Origin of the sequence: Pseudomonas sp. L13 (assembly GCF_009935965.1) — a bacterium.
GTDB lineage: Bacteria > Pseudomonadota > Gammaproteobacteria > Pseudomonadales > Pseudomonadaceae > Aquipseudomonas > Aquipseudomonas lactis.
Genome location: NZ_QODJ01000045.1, coordinates 12,549 through 26,753, shown reverse-complemented (window position 1 = coordinate 26,753; position 14,205 = coordinate 12,549). Strand labels below are relative to the sequence as shown.

The following is a 14,205-nucleotide window of genomic DNA, read 5'->3' as shown; positions in this document are numbered from 1 at the left end:
GGAGTAGGACCATGGCCAAGATGAGCATGAAAAACCGCGAGCTGAAGCGTCAGCTCACGGTTGCCAAGTACGCCAAGAAGCGTGCAGCACTGAAAGCAATCATCGTTGATCTGAACGCAAGTCCAGAAGCGCGTTGGGAAGCTACAGTTGCTCTGCAGAAGCAGCCACGTGACGCAAGCGCTTCGCGCATGCGTAACCGCTGCCGCCTGACCGGTCGTCCACACGGCGTTTACCGCAAGTTCGGCCTCGGCCGTAACAAACTGCGTGAAGCGGCAATGCGTGGTGACGTACCAGGTCTGGTTAAAGCCAGCTGGTAAGTACTTTCAACGTCCAGGTGGTCGGAATCGCAAGATACTGACCGCCGGTGACCTTGAATCTGGATCAAGCCCCTTTTGGGGCTTGTTTCATTTCTGGAGTATGTCTAAAATACGCGGCTCGCCTGAGCCCGTGTTTTTTGTGCTCGGAGATTCTCGGCGACATATGTAGCCGCAAGGCTAATTTTTTTGTATTAGGAGCGTCTAGCCCATGAGTATGCAGGACCCGTTAGCGGACATGCTAACTCGTATCCGTAATGCCCAGATGGCTGAAAAGTCCGTCGTAAGCATGCCATCTTCCAAGTTGAAGGTAGCTGTTGCCAAAGTCCTGAAAGACGAAGGCTACATTGCGGGTTATCAGATCAGCAGCGAAATCAAACCACTGCTGTCCATCGAGCTGAAGTACTTCGAAGGCCGTTCGGTCATCGAGGAAGTGAAGCGCGTTAGCCGTCCAGGCCTGCGTCAGTACAAGTCCGCTGAAGATCTGCCGAAAGTTCGTGGCGGTCTGGGCGTGTCTATCGTCTCCACCAACAAAGGTGTGATGACGGATCGTGCTGCGCGCGCTGCCGGTGTCGGCGGCGAAGTTCTTTGCACTGTGTTCTAAGGGGGGATAAGCATGTCTCGCGTCGCTAAGAACCCCGTTAAGCTGCCAGCCGGTGTCGAAGTCAAATTCGCAGGCCAACAGCTTTCGGTGAAGGGTGCCAAGGGTACTCTTGAACTGAACATCCATTCGTCCGTTGAGATCGTTGAAGAAGCTGGTGAGCTGCGTTTCGCTGCTCGCAATGGCGATCAACAGACTCGCGCAATGGCCGGTACCACGCGTGCGTTGGTAAACAACATGGTCCAAGGCGTAAGCCAAGGCTTCGAGCGTAAGCTCCAGCTGGTCGGTGTTGGTTACAAAGCGCAAGCAAAAGGCACGGTTTTGAACCTTGCCCTTGGCTTCTCGCACCCAGTGGATTACGAACTGCCAGCGGGCATCACTGCTGAGACTCCTAGCCAGACCGATATCCTGATCAAGGGCATCGACAAGCAGCTGGTAGGTCAAGTGGCCGCTGAGATCCGCGACTTCCGTCCACCAGAGCCGTACAAAGGCAAAGGTGTGCGCTACGCGGACGAAGTCGTCCGTCGTAAAGAAGCCAAGAAGAAGTAGGGCATAGCAAATGACCGACAAAAAAGTTACTCGACTGCGTCGCGCTCGCAAAGCACGCCTGAAAATGCACGAACTCGAAGTCGTGCGTCTCTGCGTGTTCCGCTCGTCGCAGCACATCTACGCCCAGGTCATCTCGGCCGACGGCAACAAAGTCCTGGCAAGCGCCTCGACTTTGGATAAAGAACTGCGTGATGGTGCCACTGGCAACATCGACGCGGCCACAAAGGTTGGCCAGCTGGTCGCTACGCGTGCTAAGGCCGCTGGCGTCTCGCAAGTGGCTTTCGACCGCTCTGGCTTCAAGTACCACGGTCGCGTGAAAGCGCTGGCTGATGCTGCTCGTGAAGCTGGGCTGGAGTTCTAAGTTATGTCAAATAACGACCAAAAGCGCGACGAAGGCTACATTGAGAAGCTGGTTCAAGTTAACCGCGTAGCCAAAACCGTTAAAGGCGGCCGTATCTTCACTTTCACCGCGTTGACCGTGGTGGGTGATGGTAAAGGGCGTGTTGGCTTCGGCCGTGGCAAGTCACGTGAAGTGCCTGCTGCGATCCAGAAGGCAATGGAAGCTGCTCGTCGCAACATGATCCAAGTTGATCTGAACGGCACCACTCTGCAGTACGCAATGAAGTCCGCTCACGGCGCTTCGAAGGTGTACATGCAGCCTGCTTCTGAAGGTACCGGTATCATCGCTGGCGGCGCTATGCGTGCTGTCCTCGAAGTTGCTGGCGTGCAGAACGTTCTGGCCAAGTGCTACGGCTCGACTAACCCGGTAAACGTGGTTCACGCCACTTTCAAGGGTCTGAAGGCTATGCAATCTCCTGAGTCCATCGCTGCCAAGCGTGGTCTGACTGTCAAGGAGATCTTCTGATCATGGCTACCGTTAAAGTAACGCTGATCAAAAGCATGACCGGCCGCATCCCTAACCACAAATTGTGCGTTAAAGGTTTGGGTCTGCGTCGCATCGGTCACACTGTAGAAGTCCAGGATACTCCCGAGAATCGCGGGATGATCAACAAGGCTTACTACATGCTGCGTGTAGAGGGTTAATCGATGAAACTCAATGATCTGAGTCCAGCGCCGGGTTCCCGTCGCGAAAAGCATCGTCCGGGCCGTGGTATTGGTAGTGGTTTGGGTAAGACCGGTGGCCGTGGCCACAAAGGTCAAACCTCCCGCTCCGGTGGCACCATCGCTCCAGGCTTTGAAGGCGGTCAACAGCCGCTGCATCGTCGCCTGCCTAAGTTCGGTTTCGTATCCCTGAAGGCCATGGACCGCGCAGAAGTGCGTCTGTCCGAGCTGGCTAAAGTGGAAGGCGACATCGTTACTGTGCAGACCCTGAAAGATGCCAACGTGATCAACGTCAACGTACAGCGTGTGAAAATCATGCTGTCCGGTGAAGTGACTCGCGCTGTCACTATCGGCAAGGGAATCGGCGCCACCAAAGGTGCGCGTTCGGCTATCGAAGCAGCTGGCGGCAAGTTCGAGGAATAAATGGCTAAGCAAGGTGCTCTCTCAGCGCTCGGCAAAGGCGGTATGTCTGAACTTTGGGCTCGTCTGCGTTTTCTGTTCCTGGCGATTATCGTCTACCGAATAGGCGCACACATCCCGGTTCCAGGTATCAACCCGGACCGACTCGCAGACCTGTTTCGACAGAATGAGGGGACCATTCTTAGCTTGTTCAACATGTTTTCCGGCGGCGCGCTGGAGCGGATGAGCATCTTTGCACTGGGGATCATGCCGTATATCTCGGCATCGATCATCATGCAACTGATGACAGCCGTCAGCCCGCAGCTGGAGCAGTTGAAGAAGGAAGGTGAAGCTGGCCGTCGCAAGATTAGCCAGTACACCCGCTACGGCACTGTCGTCCTCGCTCTGGTCCAAGCTATCGGCATGTCCGTTGGCCTGGCCGGGCAGGGCGTTGCGTTCACTGGTGACTTTGGCTTCCATTTCGTCGCAGTATCCACGTTTGTGGCTGGTGCGATGTTCATGATGTGGCTGGGTGAGCAGATTACTGAGCGTGGTGTTGGTAACGGTATCTCGATGTTGATTTTCGCAGGTATCGTCGCCGGTCTTCCGAGAGCAATCGGGCAGTCTTTCGAGTCTGCGCGTCAGGGTGATATCAATATCTTCGCCTTGGTTGCCATCGGTTTGCTGGCAGTAGCGATTATCGGTTTTGTGGTGTTCATTGAGCGTGGCCAGCGTCGTATTGCTGTTCACTACGCCAAGCGTCAGCAGGGCCGTAAGGTCTTTGCTGCGCAGACCAGCCACTTGCCGCTGAAAGTGAATATGGCCGGTGTTATTCCGGCAATTTTCGCGAGCAGCATCTTGCTGTTTCCGGCTTCGTTGGGTACCTGGTTTGGTCAGTCTGAAAATATGGGCTGGCTGCAGGACCTCTCTCAGTCGATCGCTCCTGGTCAGCCGTTGAATATTCTGCTGTTTAGTGCAGGGATTATTTTCTTCTGCTTCTTCTATACGGCGTTGATGTTCAATCCGAAAGACGTAGCGGAAAACCTGAAGAAGTCCGGTGCCTTTATTCCGGGCATCCGTCCAGGTGAGCAGTCGGCACGCTACATTGATGGCGTTCTGACTCGTTTGACCCTGTTCGGTGCTCTATATATGACGGCCGTGTGCCTGTTGCCCCAGTTCCTGGTGGTTGCAGCAAACGTTCCGTTCTACCTTGGCGGGACCTCGTTGCTGATCGTGGTCGTGGTTGTGATGGACTTCATGTCCCAAGTACAATCGCACCTCGTTTCGCACCAGTACGAATCCCTGATGAAGAAAGCCAACCTGAAGGGCTACGGCAGCGGCATGTTGCGCTGAGTACCCCATAAGGTTCGAGGAGTTGGTGATGAAAGTTCGTGCATCGGTGAAAAAGCTGTGCCGTAACTGCAAAATTATTCGCCGCGAAGGTGTTGTTCGAGTAATTTGCAGCGCGGAACCGCGTCACAAACAGCGCCAAGGCTGAGTGTGATCCGCTTGAAGCCCGGCAGCTAGTGCGCTGCCGGGTTGATTATTTGTTATTACAGCGATATTATCTCGCGCCCTATTTCTTGGCTTCCGGGGCGTAGGTAGCTGTCAATTGGAGTCCCACTGAATGGCCCGTATTGCAGGCGTTAACATTCCAGATAACAAGCACACTGTTATCTCGCTGACCTACATCTATGGTGTTGGTCGCACTACTGCGCAGAAAATTTGCGCGGTCGCTGGGGTAAACCCAGCCGCTAAGATCAAGGATCTGAGCGACGAGCAGATTGAACAGCTGCGTGGCGAAGTGGCGAAGTTCACCACTGAAGGTGACCTGCGTCGCGAAATCAACATGAAAATCAAGCGTTTGATGGACCTCGGTTGCTATCGCGGTCTGCGTCATCGTCGTGGTCTTCCAGTACGCGGTCAGCGTACCAAGACTAACGCGCGTACCCGTAAAGGTCCGCGTAAGCCGATCCGCAAGTAATCGCCCCAGCGAATCGACAGGAAAATTATCATGGCAAAACCTGCTGCTCGTCCTCGTAAAAAAGTTAAAAAGACAGTGGTTGATGGCATCGCCCACATCCATGCATCTTTTAACAACACCATCGTGACCATCACCGACCGTCAAGGTAACGCGCTTTCTTGGGCTACCTCCGGTGGTTCGGGTTTCCGCGGTTCCCGCAAGTCCACCCCGTTTGCTGCTCAAGTAGCTGCTGAACGTGCTGGTCAAGCTGCGCTGGAATATGGCCTGAAAAACCTCGACGTTAACGTCAAAGGTCCAGGTCCAGGTCGTGAGTCTGCTGTCCGTGCTTTGAACGGCTGTGGCTATAAGATCGCCAGCATCACCGACGTGACGCCAATCCCGCACAACGGGTGCCGTCCGCCGAAGAAGCGCCGCGTGTAATCCAGGAGATTGTAAAGAATGGCTCGTTACATTGGTCCAAAATGCAAACTCGCTCGTCGCGAAGGCACCGATCTCTTCCTGAAGAGCGGCGTGCGCGCGATCGAATCGAAGTGCAACATTGAAGCAGCACCTGGTATCCACGGCCAACGCCGCGGTCGCCAGTCCGACTACGGCACCCAACTGCGTGAAAAGCAGAAGGTCCGTCGTATCTACGGCGTTCTCGAGCGTCAGTTCAGCGGCTACTACAAAGAAGCTGCTGGCAAGAAAGGTGCAACCGGTGAAAACCTGCTGCAACTGCTCGAATGCCGTCTGGACAACGTTGTATACCGTATGGGCTTTGGTTCGACTCGTGCCGAATCCCGTCAGCTGGTATCGCACAAGTCGATCAGCGTTAACGGTCAGACCGTAAACGTTCCGTCCTACCAGGTTCGTGCTGGTGACGTGGTCGCAGTTCGCGAGAAAGCAAAAAACCAACTTCGCATTGTCCAAGCTCTCGATCTGTGTGCCCAACGTGGCCGCGTAGAATGGGTAGAAGTAGACACTGAGAAGAAGTCGGGCGTTTTCAAGAACGTTCCTGCTCGCAGTGATCTGTCCGCCGACATCAACGAAAGCCTGATTGTCGAGCTCTACTCCAAGTAAGGGCTAGAAAATAGGTGCATCCATGCAGATTTCGGTAAATGAGTTCCTGACACCCCGCCACATTGATGTGCAGGTTGTCAGTCCAACCCGCGCCAAAATTACTCTCGAGCCTCTCGAGCGTGGTTTTGGCCACACCCTGGGCAACGCGCTGCGCCGCATCCTGTTGTCCTCAATGCCCGGCTGTGCAGTAGTCGAGGCCGAGATTGACGGTGTGCTCCACGAGTACAGCGCCATCGAAGGTGTACAGGAAGACGTAATTGAAATCCTGTTGAACCTTAAAGGTCTGGCTATCAAGCTGCACGGCCGTGACGAAGTTACGCTGACCTTGTCGAAGAAGGGTTCGGGGGTGGTTACCGCTGCCGATATTCAGCTGGATCATGATGTCGAGATCGTTAACCCCGATCACGTAATCGCTAACCTGGCGTCTAACGGCGCCCTGAACATGAAGCTCACCGTAGCTCGTGGTCGTGGTTATGAACCGGCCGACTCGCGTCAGAGCGATGAAGACGAAAGCCGCAGCATTGGTCGCTTGCAGCTTGACTCTTCGTTCAGCCCGGTTCGCCGTATCGCATACGTGGTGGAAAACGCCCGTGTCGAACAGCGTACTAACCTGGACAAGCTGGTTATTGATCTGGAAACCAACGGTACCCTGGATCCTGAAGAGGCTATCCGCCGCGCTGCAACCATTCTGCAACAGCAGTTGGCTGCGTTCGTCGACCTCAAAGGTGACAGCGAACCAGTGGTAATCGAGCAGGAAGACGAGATCGATCCGATCCTGCTTCGCCCGGTTGACGATCTGGAACTGACTGTACGTTCGGCTAACTGCCTTAAGGCGGAAAACATTTACTACATCGGTGACCTGATCCAGCGCACCGAAGTAGAACTGTTGAAGACTCCGAACCTTGGCAAGAAATCCTTGACTGAAATCAAGGACGTTCTGGCCTCCCGCGGTCTGTCCCTCGGCATGCGCCTCGACAACTGGCCGCCTGCAAGTCTTAAGAAGGACGACAAGGCGACTGCCTGATCGTCGTAATCACCGAACGTGAGTTTGGTAAGGAATGAACCATGCGTCATCGTAAAAGTGGTCGTCACCTGAGCCGTACCAGCTCGCACCGCAAGGCCATGTTCCAAAACATGGCGGTGTCGCTGTTCGAGCACGAGCTGATCAAAACTACACTGCCGAAAGCTAAAGAACTGCGTCGCGTTGCTGAGCCGCTGATCACTTTGGCCAAGACAGACAGCCTGGCTAACCGCCGTCTGGCTTTCGACCGTACTCGTTCGAAAGCTATCGTTGGTAAGCTCTTCAACGACCTGGGCAAGCGTTACGCTACCCGTGAGGGTGGCTACCTGCGCATCCTCAAGTGCGGTTTCCGCGCTGGCGACAACGCGCCTATGGCGTACGTCGAGTTGGTTGATCGTGCTACTGCCGGCGAAGCTGTAAGCGCCGAGTAAAACGACAAGCTGCAACGAAAAACCGGGCCTAGTGCCCGGTTTTTTGTGCGCGTAACAAAAGCGCGCTGCGTACAAGAATCCTCAAGCGACACGCTTCACTATGAGCGTTGGGTATGTTGGTAGTTATTTTCTATTGATGCCTACAATTTAATGAATTTGTAGGTGTCATGTGGATGGTCAATACTCCCTCCAAGCCGATTAGCCGGCAGTTCCAAGCCCGACCTGAGGAAGATGCGCATGAGCCAGAATAAAGTCCTTACCACCGCCAGCGGCGCACCCGTTGCGGACAACCAGAACTCACGTTCCGCCGGCCCACGTGGCCCCTTGCTGCTCGACGATTTCCACCTGATCGAGAAGCTTGCTCACTTCAACCGTGAAAATATCCCTGAGCGTCGCGTGCACGCCAAAGGTTCGGGTGCCTTCGGTACCTTTACCGTGACAAAAGACATTACCCAGTACACCAGCGCCAAGTTGTTCGAGTCCGTTGGCAAGCAGACGCCTACGTTCCTGCGTTTCTCCACCGTAGGCGGTGAGCGTGGTTCGGCTGACACTGAGCGTGATCCACGTGGCTTCGCCTTGAAGTTCTACACCGAGGAAGGCAACTGGGACATCGTCGGTAACAACACGCCTGTGTTTTTTATCCGGGACCCGCTGAAATTCCCGGATTTTATCCACACTCAGAAGCGTCTGCCCCAAAGCAATCTGAAAAGCGCGCAAATGATGTGGGATTTCTGGTCGCACTCCCCGGAGGCGCTGCACCAGGTCACCATTCTGTTTTCGGACCGTGGCATTCCAGACGGCTACCGTCACATGCACGGTTTCGGCAGCCACACTTACAGCCTGATCAACGCCCAGGGCGAGCGTCATTGGGTGAAGTGGCACTACAAGACCAAGCAAGGCATCAAGAACCTGGCGCCGGCCGAGGCTGCCCGCTTGGCGGGTACCGACCCTGACTACGCCCAGCGTGATCTGTTTGGTGCAATCGAGCGCGGTGACTTCCCTAAGTGGCGCGTGTGCATCCAGATCATGACCGAGGCACAGGCGAACGCCCATTACGAGAACCCGTTTGACGTGACCAAGACCTGGTCGCAAAAAGAATTCCCGTTGATTGAAGTGGGTGAGTTGGAGCTCAATCGTAATCCGCAGAACTACTTCGCCGAAGTCGAGCAGGCCGCATTTGGCCCAAGCAACATGGTCCCAGGCGTTGGTCTGTCTCCGGACCGTATGCTGCAAGGTCGGGTTTTTGCCTACGCCGATGCGCACCGCTACCGTGTGGGCACCAACCACCAGCAACTGCCGGTGAACGCGCCACGTAGCCCGGTTAACAGCTACCAGCGTGACGGCTCCATGGCTTTCGGCAGCAACGGTGGAGCGGCTCCGAACTACGAGCCAAACAGCTATGCCGACGCACCGAAACAAGCCCCGCAATATGCAGAACCAGCATTGGCCCTGAGCGGCGCCGCTGATCGCTACGATCATCGTGAAGATACGGACTACTACAGCCACGCCGGTGCGTTGTTCCGTCTGATGAATGATGAGCAGAAAGCCCTGCTCACCAATAACATCGCCGGTGCTATGGGGGGCGTTTCCAGCGACGTAGTCCAGCGTCAACTGCAGCACTTCTATAAGGCGGACCCGGCTTATGGAGAAGCAATCGCAAAGGCACTGGGTGTATCGCTTAACTGACTCTAAACGATAAGCAGAACCGCCCTCATTTGGGCGGTTTTTGCGTTATTTCAGCTACTTTTTCCTGAAAATCTTCGCTTTTCTGCCGTTTGTCCCGTGACCTTCAAGTCAGCATGGTTCAAACTACAGTCTTTCAAGCAGGGAGATGTAGGGCGATGCAAGGTCACCCCGACGTAATCGATTACCTCAACACGTTGCTGACGGGCGAACTGGCAGCTCGTGACCAATATTTCATCCATTCGCGTATGTACGAAGACTGGGGCTTTACCGAGCTCTACGAGCGTATCAACCACGAGATGGAAGAAGAGGCACAGCACGCTGACGCCCTGATGCGCCGTATCCTGATGCTCGAAGGCACCCCGCGTATGCGTCCTGATGATCTGGACGTGGGTACCACAGTGCCTGACATGCTCGCTGCCGATCTTCGCCTTGAGTACAAGGTCCGTGCTGCACTCTGCAAGGGCATCGAGCTTTGCGAGCAGCACAACGACTATGTCACCCGGGAAATACTGCGTGTGCAGTTGAATGACACCGAAGAAGATCACACCTACTGGCTGGAAAAGCAGTTGGGCCTGATCAAGCTGATCGGCCTGGAGAATTACCTGCAATCGCAGTTCTGATTCCCGGCTATAAAAGAGCCCCTGTTACCGCAAAGTGACAGGGGCTTTTTATTGGGCGATGAAAAAATCAGGCCCGGTCGCGTTCCAGCAACGGTTTCAAGTAGTAACCGGTGTGCGACTGAGGCATTTCGGAAACCTGCTCCGGCGTGCCCACTGCGATGATCTGGCCACCCTTCGAGCCACCTTCCGGCCCCAGGTCTACCAGCCAGTCGGCCGTCTTGATCACATCAAGGTTGTGCTCGATCACCACCACGGTATTGCCGTGGTCCCGCAAGCGGTGCAGTACGTCCAGCAATTGCTGAATATCCGCAAAGTGCAGGCCGGTGGTCGGCTCGTCGAGGATGTACAAGGTTTTGCCAGTATCGCGCTTGGACAACTCGCGAGACAGCTTAACCCGCTGCGCTTCGCCACCCGACAGCGTGGTCGCTGATTGCCCCAGCTTGATGTACGACAGGCCCACATCCATCAGCGTCTGCAGCTTGCGCGCCAACGCCGGCACCGCGTCGAAGAACTCGCGAGCTTCCTCGATGGTCATTTCCAGGGTTTCGTGGATGCTCTTGCCCTTGTACTTGATCTCCAGGGTCTCGCGGTTGTAGCGCTTGCTCTTGCACACATCGCACGGCACGTAGATGTCCGGCAGGAAGTGCATCTCCACCTTGATCAGGCCATCGCCCTGGCACGCTTCACAGCGGCCACCCTTGACGTTGAACGAGAACCGACCCGGCCCATAACCCCGTGAGCGCGACTCTGGCACGCCAGCGAACAACTCACGGATAGGCGTAAACAGCCCGGTGTAGGTGGCTGGATTTGAACGCGGCGTACGCCCAATCGGGCTCTGGTCGATGTCGACCACCTTGTCCAGATGCTCCAGGCCCTTGATGCTGTCGTGGGCCGCTGCTTCCAGGGTGGTCGCGCCGTTCAGGGCGGTGGCACTCAGGGGGAACAGGGTGTTGTTGATCAGCGTCGACTTGCCCGAACCGGAAACACCGGTCACGCAGGTCAACAGGCCCAGCGGAATCTCCAGGTCGACATTGCGCAGGTTGTTGCCGCGCGCGCCCTTGAGATGCAGCGCCATCTTCTTGTTACGCGGTGTGCGCTTGGCGGGTACTTCAATCTTCACACGGCCGGACAAGTATTTACCGGTCAGTGAATCAGGATGTGCCATCACCTCGGCAGGCGTGCCTTCAGCAACGATATGGCCACCATGCACGCCCGCGCCGGGGCCGATATCGACCACGTAGTCCGCCAGGCGGATGGCGTCCTCATCGTGCTCGACCACGATCACGGTATTGCCGATATCGCGTAGGTGTTTGAGCGTGCCCAGCAGGCGGTCATTGTCCCGTTGGTGCAAGCCAATCGATGGCTCGTCGAGGATATACAGCACGCCTACAAGACCGGCGCCAATCTGGCTGGCCAGGCGAATACGCTGTGCCTCACCACCAGACAAGGTGTCGGCGCTGCGGTCCAGCGACAGATAGTCCAGGCCTACGTTAACCAGGAACTGCAATCGCTCGCGAATTTCCTTGAGGATCTTGTCGGCAATTTCCCCGCGGCGACCGGTCAGCTTCAGCACGCCAAAGTATTCACAGGCATCGCCGATCGGCAGGTTGGTCACTGCCGGCAGGGTCTTCTCGCCTACCCATACATGCCGCGCTTCACGGCGCAGACGCGTGCCACGGCAATCCGGGCATGGCTGTGTGCTGAGGAATTTCGCCAACTCCTCGCGCACGCTCGCCGATTCGGTTTCGCGGTAGCGGCGTTCCAGGTTCGGCACGATGCCTTCGAACGGGTGCGAGCGCTTGACGATATCGCCACGGTCGTTCAGGTACTTGAAGTCGACATTCTGCGAACCGCTGCCATTGAGAATGACCTTCTGCTGGTCTGCCGGCAGTTGGTTGAACGGCACTTCCAGGCTGAACTTGTAGTGTGACGCCAATGACCCGAGCATCTGGAAGTAGTAGACGTTACGCCTGTCCCAGCCACGTATCGCACCCTCGGCCAAGGTCAGTTCGCCATTGACCAGGCGCTTGATATCGAAAAACTGCTTCACGCCCAGGCCGTCGCAGGTCGGGCAGGCGCCGGCCGGGTTGTTGAAGGAAAACAGCTTGGGTTCCAGCTCACTGATGGCATGGCCACAGATCGGGCAGGCAAAACGCGCGGAGAAGATGATCTCTTCGCCCGGCTCGTCATCCATCGGCGCTACCAAGGCAATGCCATCGGCCAGCTTCAGCGCGGTTTCGAACGATTCCGCCAAACGCTGCTGCAAGTCGGCGCGCACCTTGAAACGGTCGACCACCACATCAATGGAGTGCTTTTTCTGCTTGTCCAGCTTCGGCGCTTCATCCAGCTCGTAGAGCTTGCCGTTGATGCGCGCCCGTACGAAGCCCTGGGCACGCAGCTCTTCGAAGACCGACAGGTGTTCACCCTTGCGCTCGCGAATGACAGGCGCCAGCAGCATCAGCTTGGCGCCTTCGGGCTGGGCCAGCACCAGGTCGACCATCTGGCTGACGGTCTGGGCTTCCAGGGGGATATCGTGGTCCGGGCAGCGGGGGATACCCACGCGTGCGTACAGCAGGCGCAGGTAGTCATAGATTTCGGTAATGGTACCCACGGTAGAGCGCGGGTTGTGAGACGTGGACTTCTGCTCGATGGAAATAGCCGGCGACAGGCCTTCAATGGTGTCGACATCGGGCTTTTCCATCATCGACAGGAACTGCCGGGCGTAGGCCGACAGCGATTCCACATAGCGACGCTGACCTTCGGCATACAGCGTGTCGAACGCCAGGGACGATTTGCCGGAGCCGGACAAGCCGGTGATGACGATCAGTTTGTCCCGGGGCAGGGTCAGGTCGATGTTCTTCAGGTTGTGGGTTCTAGCCCCACGAATCAGGATCTTGTCCAAGATGGCCTCGCACGGCGGGCGTAAATGATGCCGGAGTATACGGCTAAAGACTGGATGAATATACACTGTCAAAACGCCGCTTGCAGCCTTACATGAAAGCTGCGCGGCAAAGCGCCGCATATACCCTCTCAATCGATGGGACTGGTAGAATCGCCGCCGGTTCACACGAGGTTTTTCCATGCACGATCCCCACAGCGAACGCATGAGTAGCGGCGAGACCCGAGCAGCAAGCGGTCTGGCCCTGGTGTTCGCCTTCCGTATGCTGGGCATGTTTATGGTGTTGCCGGTGCTGGCCACCTATGGGATGGATCTCGCAGGCGCCACCCCCGCCTTGATCGGCCTGGCGATTGGTGCCTATGGCCTGACCCAGGCGATTTTCCAGATCCCGTTCGGGATTATTTCCGACCGCATTGGCCGTCGCCCGGTGATCTATCTCGGGTTGATCGTGTTTGCCCTTGGCAGTGTGCTCGCGGCCCAATCCGATTCGATCTGGGGCGTGATCGCCGGGCGCATCCTGCAGGGCGCCGGGGCAATTTCCGCCGCCGTGATGGCGCTGCTCTCGGACCTGACCCGCGAACAACACCGCACCAAGGCCATGGCGATGATCGGCATGACCATCGGCCTGTCGTTTGCCGTGGCCATGGTGGTCGGCCCCTTGCTCACGCGCGCGTTCGGCTTGCATGGGCTGTTCCTGGCCACGGGCGGCATGGCGTTGTTCGGCATTCTGATCGTGGCGTTTATGGTGCCGCGCTCCACCGGCACCCTGGCGCACCGTGAATCGGGCGTCGCACGCAAGGCGTTGCTGCCGACGCTCAAGCACCCGGACCTGCTGCGCCTGGATTTAGGTATCTTCGTATTACACGCCATGCTGATGTGCAGCTTCGTCGCCTTGCCCCTGGCCCTGGTGGAAAAAGCCGGGCTGCCCAAGGAGCAGCACTGGTGGGTCTACCTCACTGCGTTGCTGATTTCGTTCTTCGCCATGATCCCGTTCATCATCTATGGCGAGAAGAAACGCAAAATGAAACGAGTTTTACTCGGCGCCGTCGCGACATTGATGCTCACTGAACTATTCTTCTGGCAGTTCGGCGACAGCCTGCGAGCACTGGTGATCGGCACGGTGGTGTTTTTCACCGCGTTCAACCTGCTCGAAGCGTCGTTGCCGTCGTTGATCAGTAAAGTTTCACCGGCGGGCGGCAAGGGCACGGCCATGGGGGTGTATTCCACCAGCCAGTTCCTGGGCTCCGCGTTGGGCGGCATCATGGGCGGCTGGATGTTCCAGCATGGCGGTTTGTCGGTTGTGTTCCTCGGATGCGCCGCGCTGGCTGCACTTTGGCTGGTCTTTGCTGTTACCATGCGCGAACCTCCCTACGTCACCAGCCTGCGTTTGCCGCTATCGCCCGAGGCGATCCGCGAAGCTGGCCTGGTCGAGCGCCTGAAGGCCGTCGTAGGGGTAACGGATGCAGTCGTGGTCGCGGAAGAGGCGGCCATTTACATCAAATTGGACACCGAATTATTGGATCGCGCGACGCTCGAGCAACTGGTCAACCCAGTGCCGACAGCGCGCCCAGCCTAGGAGA

Annotated in this window: 18 protein-coding genes; 17 read left to right on the top strand and 1 reads right to left on the bottom strand. The window is 56.7% G+C overall.

The genetic code is table 11. From position 1 onward, the window contains the following. Nucleotides 1-11: 11 nt before the first annotated feature. The 16 genes from rpsN to bfr all read left to right on the top strand — a co-directional run bounded on the left by rpsN (nt 12) and on the right by bfr (nt 9,726). Nucleotides 12-317 (top strand): 30S ribosomal protein S14, encoded by a 306-nt coding sequence (gene rpsN / locus DK871_RS20530; RefSeq protein ID WP_003176414.1) that lies wholly within the window; start codon nt 12-14, stop codon nt 315-317. 208 nt (nt 318-525) lie between these two features. Beyond that, nucleotides 526-918 (top strand): 30S ribosomal protein S8, encoded by a 393-nt coding sequence (gene rpsH / locus DK871_RS20525; protein ID WP_003176413.1) that lies wholly within the window; start codon nt 526-528, stop codon nt 916-918. 12 nt (nt 919-930) lie between these two features. Continuing rightward, complete coding sequence (gene rplF / locus DK871_RS20520; RefSeq protein WP_003194640.1) at nt 931-1,464, top strand: 50S ribosomal protein L6; 534 nt, start codon at nt 931-933, stop codon at nt 1,462-1,464. Nucleotides 1,465-1,474: 10 nt separating this feature from the next. Next, nucleotides 1,475-1,825, top strand: a complete 351-nt coding sequence (rplR, locus tag DK871_RS20515) for a 50S ribosomal protein L18 (protein ID WP_003186037.1) — start codon at nt 1,475-1,477, stop codon at nt 1,823-1,825. A gap of 3 nt (nt 1,826-1,828) precedes the next feature. Beyond that, complete coding sequence (gene rpsE / locus DK871_RS20510; RefSeq protein WP_003176409.1) at nt 1,829-2,329, top strand: 30S ribosomal protein S5; 501 nt, start codon at nt 1,829-1,831, stop codon at nt 2,327-2,329. A 2-nt stretch (nt 2,330-2,331) separates the two neighbouring features. Further along, nucleotides 2,332-2,508 carry a 50S ribosomal protein L30 gene (gene rpmD, locus DK871_RS20505; RefSeq protein ID WP_003176408.1) on the top strand — a complete coding sequence of 59 codons (177 nt, stop codon included), beginning with the start codon at nt 2,332-2,334 and terminating at the stop codon, nt 2,506-2,508. Between the two features lie 3 nt (nt 2,509-2,511). Continuing rightward, nucleotides 2,512-2,949, top strand: coding sequence for a 50S ribosomal protein L15 (gene rplO / locus DK871_RS20500; protein WP_003176407.1), 438 nt, complete (start codon nt 2,512-2,514; stop codon nt 2,947-2,949). Next, a complete protein-coding gene (secY, locus tag DK871_RS20495) occupies nt 2,950-4,278 on the top strand; it encodes a preprotein translocase subunit SecY (protein ID WP_003194637.1) in 1,329 nt (442 codons plus the stop codon). It abuts the gene before it with no gap. 28 nt (nt 4,279-4,306) lie between these two features. Further along, the gene (gene rpmJ, locus DK871_RS20490) at nt 4,307-4,423 is read left to right on the top strand and encodes a 50S ribosomal protein L36 (protein ID WP_002555468.1); all 117 of its coding nucleotides are present in this window, start codon (nt 4,307-4,309) and stop codon (nt 4,421-4,423) included. A 129-nt stretch (nt 4,424-4,552) separates the two neighbouring features. Further along, entirely contained in the window at nt 4,553-4,909 is a 357-nt protein-coding gene (gene rpsM / locus DK871_RS20485) for a 30S ribosomal protein S13 (protein ID WP_003194635.1), read from the top strand. A 30-nt stretch (nt 4,910-4,939) separates the two neighbouring features. Continuing rightward, nucleotides 4,940-5,329, top strand: a complete 390-nt coding sequence (gene rpsK / locus DK871_RS20480) for a 30S ribosomal protein S11 (protein ID WP_002555466.1) — start codon at nt 4,940-4,942, stop codon at nt 5,327-5,329. Between the two features lie 18 nt (nt 5,330-5,347). Then, a complete protein-coding gene (gene rpsD, locus DK871_RS20475) occupies nt 5,348-5,968 on the top strand; it encodes a 30S ribosomal protein S4 (protein WP_003176404.1) in 621 nt (206 codons plus the stop codon). 22 nt (nt 5,969-5,990) lie between these two features. Beyond that, nucleotides 5,991-6,992, top strand: coding sequence for a DNA-directed RNA polymerase subunit alpha (locus DK871_RS20470; RefSeq protein ID WP_003176403.1), 1,002 nt, complete (start codon nt 5,991-5,993; stop codon nt 6,990-6,992). Between the two features lie 41 nt (nt 6,993-7,033). Beyond that, nucleotides 7,034-7,420: a 50S ribosomal protein L17 gene (gene rplQ / locus DK871_RS20465; protein ID WP_003176402.1), complete on the top strand. Its 387-nt coding sequence runs from the start codon at nt 7,034-7,036 to the stop codon at nt 7,418-7,420. A 237-nt stretch (nt 7,421-7,657) separates the two neighbouring features. Continuing rightward, nucleotides 7,658-9,106, top strand: coding sequence for a catalase (locus tag DK871_RS20460; protein WP_047711897.1), 1,449 nt, complete (start codon nt 7,658-7,660; stop codon nt 9,104-9,106). A gap of 155 nt (nt 9,107-9,261) precedes the next feature. After that, nucleotides 9,262-9,726 carry a bacterioferritin gene (gene bfr / locus DK871_RS20455; protein ID WP_003176400.1) on the top strand — a complete coding sequence of 155 codons (465 nt, stop codon included), beginning with the start codon at nt 9,262-9,264 and terminating at the stop codon, nt 9,724-9,726. A 67-nt stretch (nt 9,727-9,793) separates the two neighbouring features. Here bfr and uvrA read toward each other — a convergent pair whose 3' ends face one another. After that, the gene (gene uvrA, locus DK871_RS20450; protein ID WP_003194630.1) at nt 9,794-12,628 is read right to left on the bottom strand and encodes an excinuclease ABC subunit UvrA; all 2,835 of its coding nucleotides are present in this window, start codon (nt 12,626-12,628) and stop codon (nt 9,794-9,796) included. A gap of 178 nt (nt 12,629-12,806) precedes the next feature. On the opposite strand from uvrA, the gene DK871_RS20445 reads away from it, so the two are divergent. Beyond that, entirely contained in the window at nt 12,807-14,201 is a 1,395-nt protein-coding gene (locus DK871_RS20445) for an MFS transporter (RefSeq protein WP_034133877.1), read from the top strand. The last annotated feature ends 4 nt before the right edge of the window (nt 14,202-14,205 follow it).

Bases quoted from the DNA above. Each gene is read 5' to 3' on its own strand.
- rpsK (WP_002555466.1), top strand. From the start codon at position 4,940: ATGGCAAAACCTGCTGCTCGTCCTCGTAAAAAAGTTAAAAAGACAGTG.
- rpsH (WP_003176413.1), top strand. From the start codon at position 526: ATGAGTATGCAGGACCCGTTAGCGGACATGCTAACTCGTATCCGTAAT.
- DK871_RS20470 (WP_003176403.1), top strand. From the start codon at position 5,991: ATGCAGATTTCGGTAAATGAGTTCCTGACACCCCGCCACATTGATGTG.
- rplO (WP_003176407.1), top strand. From the start codon at position 2,512: ATGAAACTCAATGATCTGAGTCCAGCGCCGGGTTCCCGTCGCGAAAAG.
- rpsM (WP_003194635.1), top strand. From the start codon at position 4,553: ATGGCCCGTATTGCAGGCGTTAACATTCCAGATAACAAGCACACTGTT.
- DK871_RS20445 (WP_034133877.1), top strand. From the start codon at position 12,807: ATGCACGATCCCCACAGCGAACGCATGAGTAGCGGCGAGACCCGAGCA.
- rplR (WP_003186037.1), top strand. From the start codon at position 1,475: ATGACCGACAAAAAAGTTACTCGACTGCGTCGCGCTCGCAAAGCACGC.
- rplQ (WP_003176402.1), top strand. From the start codon at position 7,034: ATGCGTCATCGTAAAAGTGGTCGTCACCTGAGCCGTACCAGCTCGCAC.
- secY (WP_003194637.1), top strand. From the start codon at position 2,950: ATGGCTAAGCAAGGTGCTCTCTCAGCGCTCGGCAAAGGCGGTATGTCT.
- rpsE (WP_003176409.1), top strand. From the start codon at position 1,829: ATGTCAAATAACGACCAAAAGCGCGACGAAGGCTACATTGAGAAGCTG.
- rpsD (WP_003176404.1), top strand. From the start codon at position 5,348: ATGGCTCGTTACATTGGTCCAAAATGCAAACTCGCTCGTCGCGAAGGC.
- rpmJ (WP_002555468.1), top strand. From the start codon at position 4,307: ATGAAAGTTCGTGCATCGGTGAAAAAGCTGTGCCGTAACTGCAAAATT.
- DK871_RS20460 (WP_047711897.1), top strand. From the start codon at position 7,658: ATGAGCCAGAATAAAGTCCTTACCACCGCCAGCGGCGCACCCGTTGCG.
- rpmD (WP_003176408.1), top strand. From the start codon at position 2,332: ATGGCTACCGTTAAAGTAACGCTGATCAAAAGCATGACCGGCCGCATC.
- rpsN (WP_003176414.1), top strand. From the start codon at position 12: ATGGCCAAGATGAGCATGAAAAACCGCGAGCTGAAGCGTCAGCTCACG.
- rplF (WP_003194640.1), top strand. From the start codon at position 931: ATGTCTCGCGTCGCTAAGAACCCCGTTAAGCTGCCAGCCGGTGTCGAA.
- bfr (WP_003176400.1), top strand. From the start codon at position 9,262: ATGCAAGGTCACCCCGACGTAATCGATTACCTCAACACGTTGCTGACG.